Annotated in this window: 12 protein-coding genes and 1 tRNA gene; 1 reads left to right on the top strand and 12 read right to left on the bottom strand. The window is 67.6% G+C overall.

The genetic code is table 11. The features are described 5' to 3' along the window. Nucleotides 1-56 precede the first annotated feature (56 nt). The 12 genes from VAB18032_RS28135 to VAB18032_RS28085 all read right to left on the bottom strand — a co-directional run bounded on the left by VAB18032_RS28135 (nucleotide 57) and on the right by VAB18032_RS28085 (nucleotide 13,761). Nucleotides 57-1,310, bottom strand: coding sequence for an MFS transporter (locus VAB18032_RS28135; protein ID WP_013736337.1), 1,254 nt, complete (start codon nucleotides 1,308-1,310; stop codon nucleotides 57-59). After that, on the bottom strand, nucleotides 1,307-2,551 hold the full coding sequence (locus VAB18032_RS28130; protein ID WP_043722224.1) for an ATP-grasp domain-containing protein: 1,245 nt from the start codon (nucleotides 2,549-2,551) through the stop codon (nucleotides 1,307-1,309). Before VAB18032_RS28130 ends, VAB18032_RS28135 begins: the two co-directional genes overlap by 4 nt. Before the next feature lie 54 nt (nucleotides 2,552-2,605). Beyond that, nucleotides 2,606-3,640, bottom strand: a complete 1,035-nt coding sequence (locus tag VAB18032_RS28125) for an SGNH/GDSL hydrolase family protein (protein ID WP_013736335.1) — start codon at nucleotides 3,638-3,640, stop codon at nucleotides 2,606-2,608. A 49-nt stretch (nucleotides 3,641-3,689) separates the two neighbouring features. Then, nucleotides 3,690-4,754, bottom strand: coding sequence for a helix-turn-helix transcriptional regulator (locus tag VAB18032_RS28120; protein WP_013736334.1), 1,065 nt, complete (start codon nucleotides 4,752-4,754; stop codon nucleotides 3,690-3,692). 6 nt (nucleotides 4,755-4,760) lie between these two features. After that, nucleotides 4,761-5,996: an ATP-grasp domain-containing protein gene (locus tag VAB18032_RS28115; RefSeq protein ID WP_013736333.1), complete on the bottom strand. Its 1,236-nt coding sequence runs from the start codon at nucleotides 5,994-5,996 to the stop codon at nucleotides 4,761-4,763. A gap of 50 nt (nucleotides 5,997-6,046) precedes the next feature. Continuing rightward, nucleotides 6,047-6,697: a LysE family translocator gene (locus VAB18032_RS28110; protein ID WP_013736332.1), complete on the bottom strand. Its 651-nt coding sequence runs from the start codon at nucleotides 6,695-6,697 to the stop codon at nucleotides 6,047-6,049. 37 nt (nucleotides 6,698-6,734) lie between these two features. Continuing rightward, nucleotides 6,735-6,875 carry a hypothetical protein gene (locus tag VAB18032_RS32190; RefSeq protein WP_013736331.1) on the bottom strand — a complete coding sequence of 47 codons (141 nt, stop codon included), beginning with the start codon at nucleotides 6,873-6,875 and terminating at the stop codon, nucleotides 6,735-6,737. Nucleotides 6,876-6,906: 31 nt separating this feature from the next. Further along, nucleotides 6,907-8,742, bottom strand: a complete 1,836-nt coding sequence (locus VAB18032_RS28105) for a carbamoyltransferase family protein (protein WP_013736330.1) — start codon at nucleotides 8,740-8,742, stop codon at nucleotides 6,907-6,909. 38 nt (nucleotides 8,743-8,780) lie between these two features. After that, nucleotides 8,781-10,787: an iron-containing redox enzyme family protein gene (locus VAB18032_RS28100; protein ID WP_013736329.1), complete on the bottom strand. Its 2,007-nt coding sequence runs from the start codon at nucleotides 10,785-10,787 to the stop codon at nucleotides 8,781-8,783. A 535-nt stretch (nucleotides 10,788-11,322) separates the two neighbouring features. Beyond that, nucleotides 11,323-12,297, bottom strand: coding sequence for an SGNH/GDSL hydrolase family protein (locus VAB18032_RS28095; RefSeq protein ID WP_043722217.1), 975 nt, complete (start codon nucleotides 12,295-12,297; stop codon nucleotides 11,323-11,325). A gap of 428 nt (nucleotides 12,298-12,725) precedes the next feature. Continuing rightward, nucleotides 12,726-12,799 (bottom strand) — tRNA-Pro (locus tag VAB18032_RS28090). Nucleotides 12,800-12,867: 68 nt separating this feature from the next. Then, nucleotides 12,868-13,761 (bottom strand): metallophosphoesterase, encoded by an 894-nt coding sequence (locus VAB18032_RS28085; RefSeq protein WP_043722212.1) that lies wholly within the window; start codon nucleotides 13,759-13,761, stop codon nucleotides 12,868-12,870. Between the two features lie 25 nt (nucleotides 13,762-13,786). Between VAB18032_RS28085 and VAB18032_RS28080 the strand changes: the two genes are divergently transcribed. Continuing rightward, a complete protein-coding gene (locus VAB18032_RS28080; protein ID WP_013736326.1) occupies nucleotides 13,787-14,242 on the top strand; it encodes a GatB/YqeY domain-containing protein in 456 nt (151 codons plus the stop codon). Nucleotides 14,243-14,281: the final 39 nt, after the last annotated feature.

The following is a 14,281-nucleotide window of genomic DNA, read 5'->3' as shown; positions in this document are numbered from 1 at the left end:
TCGGGCGGAAGCCCGACCCTTCTAGAACTCCCACCGTGGGAGTGACGGAGAACCGGTCAACCGACCTTCTCCGGAGCAGCCTTCTGATCGTCGGCATCCGGCTGGCCCCGCATGGTCCGCAGCGGCGAGAAGTAGACCGGCAGGACGGCGACCAGGCTCAGCACGGCACCCACCCACAGGGTCTCGCGCAGCCCGATCTGCTCACCGAGGAAACCGCCGAGGAACGAGCCGATCGGCATGGCTCCAAAGACGAGGAAGCGGATGGTGGCGTTCATCCGGCCCTGCAACTCCTGCGGACACAGCTGCTGGCGGATCGCCATGCTGTTCACGTTGTTGATCACCAGTCCGGTGGAGACCAGCGCGTTGCCCGCCCCCGCGAGCCAGAGTCGCCAGTCGGCGTCGGCGAGCGGTACGACCAGGCCGGCGACACCGGCCACGGCCATGCCGACCCAGACCGTCGGCCCCGGCCCGAGCCGTACGCTGATCCGCTGGACGACGAAGGCACCGACCAACCCGCCCAGCCCGCCGATGGCGAACCACAGTCCCACCGTTCCGGGGGAGATGCGCAGCTGCTGGGCGAGCAGCACCACGACCACCGTCCCGGTGACGTACACCCCGAGGTTGAACAGCGCGCCCGAGACGGCGAGCGCCCGCAGGACGCGATGCCGGAAGACGTACGACAGCCCTTGTCGGATCTCCCCGACGAGATGGCTGCTGGCGCCCCGGACGGGAAGGGCCTCCCGCATGCGGATCCGGCTCACCGCCAGCGCCGAGGCCAGGTAGCCGCCGGCGACGGTGAGCACCGCGAGCGGGGGCCCGAACCACTGGACGAGGTAGCCGCCGAGCGTCGGGCCGCCGACCTGGGCGACCGACCGGGTGCTCTCCAGCTTCGCGTTGCCCTCGACCAGCTGTCCGCGTTCGAGCATCAGTGGCAGATAGCTCACGTACGCCGTCTCGAACAGCAGGGTGCCGACGCTCACCCCCAGCGCGACGATGTAGAGCTGGGTCAGCGTCAACACACCCAGGTAGGCCCCCACCGGAACCCACGCCAACAGCAGGCCGCGGCCCAGGTTCGCGGCGATCATGATGGGACGTTTGCGCCGCCGGTCCACCCACGCTCCGGCGGGAAGGCCGACCAGGAGAAACGCCACGGTCTGGAACGTCGCCAGCAGACCGGCCTCGAAGGCGGTCGCGTCCAGGGCCAGGATCGCCACCAGGGGCAGTCCGACACGGCTGAAATGCGTGCCGAACTGGCCCAGGGTCTGCGCGGTCCACAGCAGCCGGAAGTCGTGATGCCCCAGGAGTGTCACGTGTGGAAACGGATCTTCTCGTCGACCAGCACGCAGGTGTCGACCGCCGCATCCGCGTCCGCCCCGGTGGCCAGCACGTAACCGGAACTGCAGTCGGCAAGCGTGTGGATCGGGGTGATCACGTCGCCGGGGTTCTTGTGCACGACCGCGCCGACCGGAACGTCGACCAACTCGCCGAGCAAGGGGAGGTACACGTCGGCCAACTCGCCGGGCGGTACCCGCTTCACCACCGCCGGGATGTCCTCGGCCACCGTGATGTCGCGGATCTTCCCGGGCTCGGGCCGCAGGAACCGGATCGCTGCTCCCGCGCTGGGCTGCGGGGCTTCGGCAGGCAGTTCGTCGATGCCCAGTGGCACGGTCAGCCACATCCGCGCCAGATCCAGGCCGTACGCCCGGCGTACCAACTCGGGGATGGCGTGGCCACCGAGCCGGGCGTGTGACTCCAGCACCCGGGGACCCCGGTCGGTCAGGACGAACTCGCTGTGCGACGGGCCCTCGGTCAACTCGACCGCGTCCAGCAGGCGTACGGTGAGGTCCCGAAGCTCCGTCAGGTGCGCTGCGGCGAGCCGACTCGGCACGCTTACCTGCCACTCGACGTGGTGCGAGTTCACCAGGTACTCGGAGTATCCGACGGGCAGGTGCCGTCCGCCGAAGGAGAACGACTCCACGCTGACCACCGGGCCGGCGAGGAACTCCTCGGCGAGCACCGAGGTGTTGCCGGCCTCGGTGTGCCGACGCCAGGCGTCGCGCAGCCCGGCGGCGTCGTCCACCCGCAGGATGTGCCGGCTGGCGGCACCGTCGATCGGCTTGAGGACGACCGGGCCGCCGATCTCCGCGAGGAAGTCGAGCGCCTCCTGCTCCGACCGCACCACCCGATACCGGACGGGGCTCAGGTCGTACTTGGCGAGTCGCTCGCGCATCAGCGCCTTGTTCTTCAGCAGGCGCGCGGTCCGCTCCGTGGTCCCGGGCAGGCCGAGGCCGTCCACCACGTGCCCGGTGGGTACGCCCCACGGTTCCGAGACGGTCAGCACCCGGTCGAAGGGCCGCTCCTCGTGCAGCGGTCGCAGCACCTCAAGCATCGCCGGGCCATCGGCCAGCGGCGCGTGCACGATCTGCTCGCAGTGCTGACGGATCGACTCCTCGTACTGGCCGGGCTGGTGGACCAGCACGACGTCGACGCCCAATTCCCTGGCTCCCTTGATCGGGGCGGGTCGCCCCCCGATCACGGCTACTCTGAACATCAGTTGAGCACCTTTTCGTGGTGATTCGATGGCTTCCTGGTCATCGGCCGGGTCTCAGGACAGGCCGAGTTGCTCGGCGAGCAGCGCGGCGACGATGTCGTTGCCCTCGTCGGTCAGGTGGGCCCGGTCGACGTACAACCAGGTCTGGTCGGTCACGGCCGCGCGCAGCACCGGGTTGAGGTTCACGAACCGTACGCCCCGCTTCTCGCAGGCCGGTGCGAGCGCGTCGGCGTACCGCTGCCCGGCCTCCACCGAGGCGACGTCGCCGTACAGCGCCTCCCAGGTGCCCAGCTTGGAGATCCGGTCCAGCTCGTCGAAGATCAGCTTCTCCTGGGGCGCGGTTTCCTCCCGCAGCCAGGTGGCCAGCGGCTGCAGCACGAAGGAGACCCGGGCGCCGGTGGCCGCGGCGAGCACCTGCCAGCTGTCCAGGTGTCGGCCGACCAGGTCGACCGCGCTGGCGATCGCGTCGTCGAGCTCCGGGCGTACCTCGTCGGGTGAGGGCCAGGCCGGCACCGTCGGCTTGTTACGGCGACCGAAGCCACGGGACGACTTGCGGTGCCGGGACTTGACCTCCTCCATCTGCTCGAAGAACTCGCCGCAGAAGTAGAACGGGCCCTGGTCCGCGCGGTGCATCTCGACGAGTCGGGACATCACCAGGGTGTTGAAGCCGCTGAAGATGACGATCTCCTCGACCGGCGGCAGCAGGTGCCGGTAGAGCAGGAACAACAACAGCTCCTGAGTGGAGTTGTAGCAGTGTCCGGCGTACGTGAGCCACGGACGCGACGGGGCGTGCTCGGTCCACAGTCGCGAGGCCATGGTGGCCGCGTCGCTGGTGGAGCCGTAGCCGAGCGGGACGGAGCCGCCGACCAGCAGGCGGACCGGACCCTCCGGCACGCTGCTGCCGACCGACGCCTGCTCCGTGGCACTGTGCGAGATGCGGAAACCCAGCCGGTCGGTGTTGATCGCGTCCGACCGGTAGTTCGGCCGGTTGAAGTACATCAGGTACGGCACGTACTCGGTCTCGCCGCGCGACGAGAAGTCGTCGTACTGCAGCATCTGGGGCGTCAGGATCTCACGCTGGAGCTTCATGTCTGCTCGGCTCTCCTTGTCGGTACGGGGGAAGGGCGACCTGCACGGGTCACCACAGCGGGCTGATGTCGGTCCGGCCGGACTGCTCGGAATCGATCACCTCGTCGGTGAGAATCCCGAGCTGGGCGATCTTGATGCCGGCCTGGAACCGGCTGGACACATTGAGGCCCTTCAGGATCGAGGAGATGTGCCGCCGGCAGGTACGCAGGGCCATGCCCAGTCGATTGGCGATCGCCTCGTCCTTCAGCCCCGCGGACATCAGCCGGAGGATCGCCATCCTGGTGTCCAGGGAGACCTCGTCCATCTGGTCCTCGGGCAGTTCGAGCGGGACCGCGTTGGCCCAGAGGTGCACGAACGTGCGGTACAGGTACTCCACCACCAGCTCGTCGGAGATGACCGCCGCGCCCCGACCCGCTGCTGTCGGGGCGTCGACGGGGATGAACGCCAGCTTGCGATCGAAGATGACCAGGCGCTCGAAGCTCGCCGCGGTGGTACGGATGCCTCCACCGTGCTCCGCGACCGCCTTGGCCCGGGCGACCAGGCCCAGATTGGAGCGGGCCGTGTGGTGGTAGAGGAACTGGCACCGCAACCCCCGTTCGAAGATCGAACTCGCCGACGTCGCGGAGGCGCTGAAGTGGTCCTGCGACCGCAGGCCGCCCGGACGCAGTGAGTGGATCTCCGTGGTGCAGCGCAGGATCGCCGCGTCGATCTCGTCGCGGAGAGCCTGCTCGCCACGGACCACCCGGACGCCGTCGCGCTGCCTGCCGTTCTCGGCCAGCTGAGCCAGCCGCATGCTTATCGACTGGATCACCCGGCCGTTGGTGGCCATCGCCTCCTCGCGCTGCCGGATCTCGTCGCTGAGCGGCGCGTTGAGAATGCTCAACGCGATCTCGGGATGCACCGCCGTCAGGCCACCGTCGTCGGCACGGGACAGCAACCGGCGTCGCAGCAGGCTCTCGCAGGCGTGGGCCCAGTCGCTCCGGCTGATGCCGACCTCCGGCGGCGGGCGGTCGGCGTCGATCCGGTTTCCCAGCACCGCGAACTCGTACGCCCTGGACTCGATGCTGCTCAACGGGCCGCGCGGATGGCTGAGGAAGGACAACGAGGCGGTCATCACGGGTCAGCCCGCGACCGGCAGGTCCGACTGGCTGGGCACGCACTCCAACCAGAGCTGGCCGGCCGTACGGCGGATGGCCTTCTCCACGTCGTCGGTCGCCGCCCCGGAGAACCGGAACCGGGCCCCGACGTGCTCGTAGCCGCCGGCCTTCGGAATCACGGTGCCCACGTCCGGGATCACCCGGGCGTAGGGCCACTCGGCCGGTGGCAGGTCGAGTTCCGCCACGGTGATCCGGCAGGGCGCGGGCACCGGGGTCGGCACCAGGAGCCAGCCGCCGACCCGCTGACCGCTGATCGACCGTACGATCGGGCGGCGGCCGAGTTGGATGTGCACCGCGGCCTCCACCAGATCCACGCCGTGCACCTCGCGCCAGACGAACGGGATCTCCGCGCCGCCGACCCGGGAACCGGCTTCCAGGAAGTTGATCCGGATGCTGCCGTCGGCCCGGTGTCCGACGAACGCCTCCATGTGGAACACCCACGGCTCGTCACCGAAGGCGGCGCAGGCCCTTGCGAGGAACTCGCCAAGCGGGCCGAGCAGCTCGGGGTCGTCCACCTCCACCGAGCCGAGCACGTCCCCGGCGGCGAACTCCATGCAGGTGTTCACGTAGCGCGAAGCCCGCCAGGCACCCAGTTCGGAGCCGGTCCAGAGGCCGTCGATGTGGAAAACCTGATCCGGGCAGAAGGTCTGCACCATCCGTGGTTCGGGCGCGAGCCGGTCGAGTTGGACCAGATCGTCGACCGAGTTCAGGCGCAGCACGTCCCGGCTCGCCGTGCCGCGTCGTGGTTTGACGATCACCGGCCAGCCGTGCAGGTCCGCGAAACGCACGACGGCCTCGGTGTCGGGTGCGTCGGCGAACTCCGGGATGGCGACGCCGCCCGCCACCACGGTCTGCGCCATCACCAGCTTGTCGCGGAACGGAGCGAGCTGGTCGGGATGATCACCGGCCACCGCCAGGTGGGCGCGCAGCTCGGCCGCCGTGTCGAGATCGCCCTCGTTCAGGGCGATGATCCGTTCGGGCCGGCCGAATCGCTCGATCAGTCCGTCGGCAGCGGCGCTCACCAGGTCCAGGCGGTCGGTGGCTGCGACGATCGACACGGCGGAGGCCGCGGCAGGTACCGAAGCGGTGGCCAGTTCGGTGCATATGTAGGTGACGTGGTGGAGGTCGTGGTCGAGGTAGTCCGCGTACCCGGCGTGGTGGTCACGCCAGCGGTGAATGATCAGAATGTGCGGCTTCATCAGGACGGCCTCCTCGCGTCTGCGTCGATGTCCCGATTCGAACGGGTGAATCACTGTCGGGGTGCTGCTGCTTCCGTTCGGTCGAAGGCCATGCTCACGGCGAGGCCGATGAGCACCGTCCCCATGGCGTAGCGCTGTGCCCGCAACCAGGTCGGCTTGCGGGCGAGGAAGGAGGAAACCGAGCCTGCGGTGAGCACGATCAGGCAGTTGACGGTGAGCGCCACCGTGATCTGGATCAATCCCAGGGAGAGGCTCTGCGCCGCGATGTCACCCTTCGCCGGATCGACGAACTGCGGGAGCAACGACACGTACAGAACGGCGATCTTGGGATTCAGCAGGTTGGTCATCAGGCCCATCGTGAACAGCTTCCGGGGCCTGTCGATGGGCAGATCCTTGGGCGAGAACGCCGACTGGCCGCCGGGTTTGATGGCGTTCCAGGCGAGCCACAGCAGGTAGCACGCACCGGCGATCTTGATTGCCGTGTACATGGTCGGTACCAGCGCGAACACCGCGGAGACGCCGGTCACCGCGGCGAGCAGGTAGGCGAAGAACCCGACCGCGACGCCGAGCAGGGAGATCAGGCCGGCGGCCCGGCCCTGGGTGATCGACCGGGAGACCAGGTAGATCATATTTGGACCTGGGGTGAGTACCATCGCCAGCGCCACCGCGGCGATGCCCAACCCTGCGTCGATACCGATCACGTGCTGCTCTCCTGGTTCTGCCGACCGGTGGCCGGTGTCAACGCGGTCTCTCGTCGAAAATCCAGTACGTGCTCAGCTCCGGCTGCCACTTCCGACGGAGCGGATCGCGGAACAGTCGAAAGAAGATGCCGACCGGCACGAATACCAGAAAGTAGATCAACGACCATAAGATTTTCATGATCAATCCTTGTGGGCGAAGTGGTGGTCGGTCAGTCCAGGGCGATCTCCTTGCGCCAGTCGCCCTGCTCTCGCCACGCGGGTTGGTCGGCCTTGTTCAGCAGGAAGTTGCCAAGCGCAAGCAGGTCGATGTTGGTGCGCATGAAGCACTGGTACGCGTCGTACGGCGTGGCCACGATCGGCTCACCACGGACGTTGAACGAGGTGTTCACCAGCACCGGGCAGCCCGTCACCTGCTTGAACGCGGTCAACAGGCGGTGATAGGTCGGGTTCGACGACGCGGTCACCGTCTGCACCCGCGCCGAATGGTCGACGTGGGTGACCGCCGGGATGGTCGAACGGTGGACCTTCAGCCGGTCCAGCCCGGTGGCCTGCGCCGACTCTTCGGCGTCCAGTCGCCGCTGCTTCGCGACCGGTGCCACGACCAGCATGTACGGGCTCTCCTGGTGCAGGTCGAAGTACTCCTCGACCTCCTCGGCCAGCACCGATGGCGCGAACGGGCGGAACGACTCCCGGAACTTGATCTTCAGGTTCATCGTCGACTGCATGTCGACGTCCCGGGGGTCACCGATGATCGACCTCGCCCCGAGCGCACGCGGACCGAACTCCATCCGGCCCTGGAACCAGCCGACGATCTTGCCGGTGGCCAGTTCCTCCGCCACCTGCTTGGCGATGGACTCCTCGTCCAATCGGGTGTACGGCACACCCAGGTCGTCCAGGAAACGCGCGATCTCCTCGTCGCTGAACCCGGGACCGAGCAGCGAGGAGGACATCCCGTCGCCGCCCTCGGCGAGATGTGCGCGCGGCGCACCGAGTTCCGCGGCCACCATCAGCGCGGCACCCAGGGCCCCACCGGCGTCACCGGCGGCAGGCTGCACCCACACCGAGTCGAAGACCTTCTCCTGGATGACCTTGCCATTGGCCACACAGTTCAGCGCCACGCCACCGGCCAGGCAGAGGTTGGCCTCACCGGTCATCTGGCGGGCGGTCCGGGCCAGCTTGAGCACCACCTCCTCGGTGACCAGCTGCACCGACGCGGCCAGATCGAACTCCCGCTCGGTCAGCGGGCTCTCCGGCTCGCGGCGCGGCCCGCCGAACAACTGCTCGAACCCGCGACCGGTCATGACCTGACCGCGCAGGAACTCGAAGTTGCTCATGTTGAGCCGGAACGAGCCGTCGTCCTTGACGTCGATCAGATGCTGCCGGATCACGTCCGCGTAGCGCGGCACGCCGTACGGGGCCAGGCCCATGAGCTTGTACTCGCCGGAGTCGACCTTGAATCCGCAGAAGTAGGTGAACGCCGAGTAGAGCATGCCCAGTGAGTGCGGGTACCTGATCTCCGCCAGGTGGCGGATCCGACTGCCCTGGCCGTGCCAGAGCGTGGTGGTGGCCCACTCACCGACACCGTCGATGCACAACACCGCTGCCGACTCGTACGGGCTCGGCAGGAACGCGGAGGCCGCGTGGGATTCGTGATGCCGCCGGACGTTGATCTCCGGGACCGCGCCCTGCCCCAGCTCGGCAAGCGACCGGCGCACCCGCCCGACCGTGTCGCGCTTCCAGGACGTCCATTCCGGTAGGACCCGGGTGAAGGCCTCCAGGGAGAAGGGCGACGAGGCGGCAAAGCTCGTCAGCACCCGGCCGAACTTCAGCTTCGGATCCTCGTAGTAGGCGACCGCATCCACATCGTCGAGTCCGACACCGCCTTCAGCCAGGCAGTACTTCACCGCCTCCGCCGGAAAGGCCGGGTCGTGGCGCTTACGGGTGAAGCGCTCCTCTTGAGCGGCTGCGATGGGCCTTCCGTCCCGCACCAGCACGGCCGCGCTGTCGTGGTAGTAAGCGGACAGGCCCAGAACCAGCTTTCCCACGATCGATCTCCTCAGTGTGGGTGTGGTGCGTCGGTCGATCAGATGGCGGCGAGCGATCTGCTGGCCTTGCGGGCGCGACGAAACGCCCGCCGGGCCAGCAGGCCGGACGGTGGGTTGAGCGATCGGAACCCGGTGCGTACCCGTTCCCAGACCTCGGCGACCGCGCCGGCGCCATGGGACACGGGCAGCGAGGCGAGGTAGGTGTCGACCGCGTCGGCGGCCCAGGCGGAGTGCCCGGTGGCGACGTTGTCGATGGTGTTGTGGATGTCGACGAACTTCGTGGAGAAGCCGTACTTCTTCAGCGCCTGGCGCGCCCGCCGGTAGGTGCCACCGACCCCGGACAGCTCCATGGCCAGGTTCAACCCGAGGATCTCCGGCATGAACGTACGCGGAAAACGTCCGATGCTCAGCCAGTACACCGGCAGCTCGAAGGACTCGTCCCGGAACCCGTCCCACATGGCGAATTCCCGCGACGCGGTCGGCGGCACCTTGATGTCCATCTCGGCGAGCACCTGCCGGTAGATCAGCGGATGGTTCAGCCGAGGCACCCCGTTGCCGAGCTCGTCCCAGTAGGTCTCGAACAGGAAGTAGCCCTGTTCCGAAGCCGCGTGTTCGTAGTCGGTGAACCCCTGCAGCCAGGCGCCGTCGATAAGCGTCAACGGTGCCAGCTGCACGGTGGAGTCGATGAGTTCTTCCCGGGTCGGCATCGGGGTGGTGGCGGACGCCTCGAAGTCACGTCCCTGCCGGTCGTGCTGCTCGACCAGCCAGGGGCGCAGACCTTCGCGTCCCCAGACCTCGGGCAGGCGCTGCGGATCCGACGCCATCCTGTGCCGGGACCGAGCCAGCCAGCCCCGCACATAGTCCAAGGCGAACCGGCGGATCGCCGGGGTGTCCGTCCGCTGCTGGAGCAGGTGGTACGCCTCCCGGATGTCACCGGGCTCCCGGCCCTCGTCGACCGGGCCGGCCATGACGGTCGCCAGCAGCTTCGCCGACACGGCATCTGCCTCAGTTGCCGCTTTCGGCGGCTCGGGCTCGGGCTGCCGGCTGGGCAGCGAGTCGATCCATCGGCGGATGACAAGCAGGTCGGCCGGAGAGAAGACCCGGAACATCGGGCCACGCTCACTGACCAGGCCGTTGACGAGCGGACTGTCCGCGGATCGGCCCGGCTTGACCAGGCGGCTCTTCGCCAGCTCGGTCAGCAGCTCGCTGGGGTCGGTCCGGGCGTCGTGGAGCCAGTCGGACAGCGATCGACCGGCGATGGCGAAAACCTGGTGGTACACCGCGCCCTCGCGGGCCCGGTGACGCAACAGCTCGGCCATCTCGTACGCCGGGTCACGGGCGTTGTCGAGCTCGGCGAACAGGCTTGCGCTCCACCGCTTCAGCACCGTGAACGCCCACCGGAAACCGGTACGCACCCGAGCCAGCTCACCGTCATCGAACCCGTGCTCGACGATCGCCAGGCAGAGCTGGAGCCCCGAGCGCTCATCGTCGGCCCGGGCGGCGGACGGGTCGATCGCGGTCCAGTCCACGAGCTGCGGATGCACCTGACGCACCAGTCTCAACGCCGGCAGCAATCCGACCGTACGCAGGCACAGGTCAGCGCCGACGAGTTCGGGCCGGAAGTCCTCCGGTCGCCTGCTCATCGCCAGCAGAGTCGCGGCCAGATGGAAGTGGTGGTCCGCCACCCGAGGGTCGTGCACCATCCGGGCCACCGGAGCGGCGTGCTCGGACAGGTGCAGTTGACGGAGCAGGGACAGATAGACACTGCCTCGGGAATCCTGCGGCCGACCGACACCGACATCCGAGGCATAAAGGGTCAGGATGCGCAAAACGGTCTCGTCGTCGGCATTGCCCGGTGCGCTCTGCCACTGCAACCAGGCGCCCGACCGCAGCGCGAGTGGTGCCGCCGCCAGCGCGGCGCGGCGGACGAGGGAATCCGTGGTCAGTGGGTCCGCAGAACTGCTGACCAGTCCCTCGAAGCGACCGGCCTCGGCGGCACACCACCGCACCGCCTCGTTCCGCAGCTCATCCAGTGGGGTCGGCATGGGCTCACGACCGGCGATATCACCGATCTCCGCCTGGATCTGTTCGATGAATGGAGTTCCGGGAAATGAGGTCTCGGGATCAACCGCGATGACATAGAGCCGGCGAGAGTGATCCTGTTGACCAAGCTGTCGGGCGGCATTCCGACCCGACTCGTGGACCGCATTCGTTGACACTGTCAATCCCTCGACTAGTCCGCACACACGCCCGTAACCGGGCGTTTACACCTTGCGTCGTCGCGAGGAGTTCGGAGCGGAGGTATCGTCCGTTCACTCCAAAAGGGTCGTCCCGAGACGCTTCGGCTCAACTGGCTTCCGACTGCGCCTGAAGCGATTCGGTCCGGCACGGAAAGCACGGCAGAACCCTGCTCTCCATTACTGGTACGAAAGGTGAGGCGCCGCTGTTGCGGGGCAAGCTAGAACATCGGATAGATCGAGGCGTCGTTCTTCGGCTTCTTCTTGCGACCGAAGATCTTCCCGAAGATCCTGCGCAGCAGGTTCATGTTCCCGTCCTCACTTCTGATGATGAACCGATGGTCTAGCGCGACAGATCCAGCTCCCTGGCCAGCAACTGCGCCACCAGGTCGAGTCCGTAATCGGTCATGTGCGCTCGATTTACATAGAGCCAGCTGTCGTCCGCGGCGCTGTTCGCGAGGAGAGGATTGATGTCCAGGAAGTTGACATCAATTTTCTCGCAACCCAACTGCAGTAGTTCGGCGTACCTTCGGGCCGTCTCCCTGGTGGCGATGTCACCGAACAACTCCCAGAAGTTCGAGATCTTGTCCAACTCGTCGAAGAGTCGTCTCTCCTGGGGTGCGGCCGTCTCGCGTACCCAGGTGGCCAGGGGTTGCAGCACGAAGGTGATCCTGGTGTCGGTGCCGGCGCAGAGCTGCTTCCAGGACTCCAGATGCCGGATCGTCAGCGCTGCGGCGTCCGCGATCCGCACCTGGAGCGGGCGGACCGGTTCGTCGCCGCCGGTCTGCTGACCGCCTGACCCGAAGTGGTGCGTCCGGAACTGGGACTTGAGTTTGTCCATCTGGCCGAAGTAGTCGCCGCAGTTGAAGAATGCGCCGTCATCACCGCGTTGGCTGGCGGGAAGTCGCGCCAGGGCCAGGTTGTTCAGCCCGGAGAGGATGACAATTTCCTCCACCGGCGGCAACAGGTGTCGATAGAAGAGGAAGAGCAGCAGTTCCTGAGCGGAGGAATGACTGCGCCCGGCGAAGTTCAACCAGGGTCGTGACGGCGCATGGGTGGTCCACAGTCGCGAGGCGAGCGTCGCCTGATCACAGGTCGCTCCGATGCCCATTGCCATTGAACTGCCCGCCAGCAACCGGACCGGGCCGTTTGCCGGCTCACCGCCCGCCGAGGTCTGACTGTCGGTGCCGTGAGAAATGCGAAAGCCCAAGCGATCGGTGTTAATTACGGGAGATCGGTAGTTGACCCGGTGGAAATACATCACATAGGACATCCAGCGGGCCTGGCTGCGATGGTCGAAATCGTCGTATACGAGCATCTGCGGCGTCAACTCGGAGCGCGCCGAGCTAGGACAACGCACTGTTCCCCCCATTGAAAATTCCCAGCCAGGGCTCACAACCCGTACGATCGCTGTTTCGGTCAGTACGGTAACACGATGAGTGGTGGGGAGACAGTGGTGAACGTCAAAGAACCGACACCTGTCTGGTTTATCCTGAGTTGAGCGGAGGATTCCTAAACAAGCAAATATTGAGCGGATCTCAGTACGTTTGCGGTAGCAATTTGTATTAGCAACGAGCTGCCCTGGTTGAGACGGGCGGCAGTGTCACCCGGAATCGGGCGACTTGCGGCAGTGTGATCGGACTCTAGTGCACCGTCTCGCACTCCGGGGGGCGGGTCCTGCGTCCCGAGCCGTGGATAGAACACGAGGCCCCGATCAGCGTGTTGCTGATCAGGGCCTCGCATCTGTCGGGGTGGCCGGATTCGAACCGACGACCTCTTCGTCCCGAACGAAGCGCGCTACCAAGCTGCGCCACACCCCGAGGCGTGCCGACAAATAGTAGCCCACCCGTCCCGAGGGTCAAACTCGGTACCCCCGGGGGCGGGACGGTCAGCGGGGAATCAGGGTGAGCAGGCTGGCCTCGGGGCGGCAGGCGAACCGGACCGGCGCGGTCGGGTGGGTGCCGAGACCGGCGGAGACGTGCAGCCAGGCGTCCGAGCCGGGCCAACGGTGCAGGCCCTTCGCCATCGACCGGGGCAGCCCGCAGTTGGTCACCAGCGCCCCCACGCCCGGTACGCAGACCTGGCCGCCGTGCGTGTGACCGGCGAGCAGCAACGCGAAGCCGTCGGCGGCCATCTCGTCGAGCAGCGCCGGCTCGGGGGAGTGGGTCAGTGCGATGGAGAGATCCGCCGAGGCGGAGACCGGGCCGGCCACGGCGGTGTAGTCGTCCCGCTCGACGTGCGGGTCGTCCACGCCGGCCATGTCGATCGCCCGACCGCCGGCCTTGACGGTGCTCCGCCGGTTGTTCAGATCGGCCCAGCCGGCCCCGATGAGGACGTCTCGCAGCTCCTCGGAGGGCAGCTCGACCCCCTCGGTGTACTCCCGGTCCGGCAGGAAGTAGCTGAACGGGTTCTTCCAGACCGGCCCGGTGTAGTCGTTGGAGCCGAAGACGAAGGCACCGGGGTAGTCGAGCAGCGGTTGCAGTGCCCGGAGCACCCCCGGCACCGCCTCCGGATGGGCCATGTTGTCGCCGGTCACCACGACCAGATCGGGATCGAGGGCAGCCAGCGAGGCCACCCAGTGCTGTTTGCGTACCTGGTTGGGGGTCATGTGCAGATCGGACAGGTGCAGGACGCGCAGCGGCTCGGTGCCGGCGGGCAGCACCGGGACGTCGAAGCGCCGCAGCGTGAACATGTTGCGCTCGACCAGGGACGCGTACGCCAGGGCGGCGGCGCCCGTCGCGACGGTGGCCGTCGCGAGCCGGAATAGTGTGCGCTTTCGCATGGCGATCAGGGTAGTTTGGGCGTCCATGAGCACGCTGAAGGACCGCCTCACCGCCGACATGCGCGCCGCCCTCAAGGCCCGCGACGAGTTGACCACCTCCACCCTGCGGATGGCCCTGGCGGCCGTCGGCACGGCTGAGGTCGCCGGCAAGGCCAAGCGCGAGCTCAGCGACGACGAGGTGCTGGCCGTGCTGACCAAGGAGGCCAAGAAGCGTCGGGAGGCCGCGACGGCGTTCTCCGACGCGGGGCGTACCGAGCAGGCCGCCAAGGAGACCGCCGAGGGTGAGGTGCTGGAGCGTTACCTGCCGCAGCAGCTCTCCGACGCCGAACTGACCGATCTGGTCGCGGGGGCGCTCGCCGCGGGCGGCTTCACCGGCAAGGCCCAGATGGGCCCGGCGATGAAGGCGGCCCAGGCGGCCGTGGCCGGCCGGGCCGAGGGAGGCCGGGTGGCCGCCGAGGTACGCCGCCAGCTCGGTCTCTGAGCTGTCGAAGAAAACGGGCGGGCACTCCGTGAGGAGTGC

Source organism: Micromonospora maris AB-18-032 (assembly GCF_000204155.1).
GTDB classification, from domain to species: Bacteria; Actinomycetota; Actinomycetes; order Mycobacteriales; family Micromonosporaceae; genus Micromonospora; species Micromonospora gifhornensis.
The sequence above is the reverse complement of the archived record's forward strand: the minus strand, read 5'-3'. Positions and strand labels throughout refer to the sequence as shown.

Excerpts from the sequence above, each read along its gene's own strand:
- VAB18032_RS28130 (WP_043722224.1), bottom strand. The coding sequence starts at position 2,551 with ATGTTCAGAGTAGCCGTGATCGGGGGGCGACCCGCCCCGATCAAGGGA.
- VAB18032_RS28125 (WP_013736335.1), bottom strand. The coding sequence starts at position 3,640 with ATGAAGCTCCAGCGTGAGATCCTGACGCCCCAGATGCTGCAGTACGAC.
- VAB18032_RS28120 (WP_013736334.1), bottom strand. The coding sequence starts at position 4,754 with ATGACCGCCTCGTTGTCCTTCCTCAGCCATCCGCGCGGCCCGTTGAGC.
- VAB18032_RS28115 (WP_013736333.1), bottom strand. The coding sequence starts at position 5,996 with ATGAAGCCGCACATTCTGATCATTCACCGCTGGCGTGACCACCACGCC.
- VAB18032_RS32190 (WP_013736331.1), bottom strand. The coding sequence starts at position 6,875 with ATGAAAATCTTATGGTCGTTGATCTACTTTCTGGTATTCGTGCCGGTC.
- VAB18032_RS28100 (WP_013736329.1), bottom strand. The coding sequence starts at position 10,787 with ATGCCGACCCCACTGGATGAGCTGCGGAACGAGGCGGTGCGGTGGTGT.
- VAB18032_RS28095 (WP_043722217.1), bottom strand. The coding sequence starts at position 12,297 with ATGCTCGTATACGACGATTTCGACCATCGCAGCCAGGCCCGCTGGATG.
- VAB18032_RS28085 (WP_043722212.1), bottom strand. The coding sequence starts at position 13,761 with ATGCGAAAGCGCACACTATTCCGGCTCGCGACGGCCACCGTCGCGACG.
- VAB18032_RS28080 (WP_013736326.1), top strand. The coding sequence starts at position 13,787 with ATGAGCACGCTGAAGGACCGCCTCACCGCCGACATGCGCGCCGCCCTC.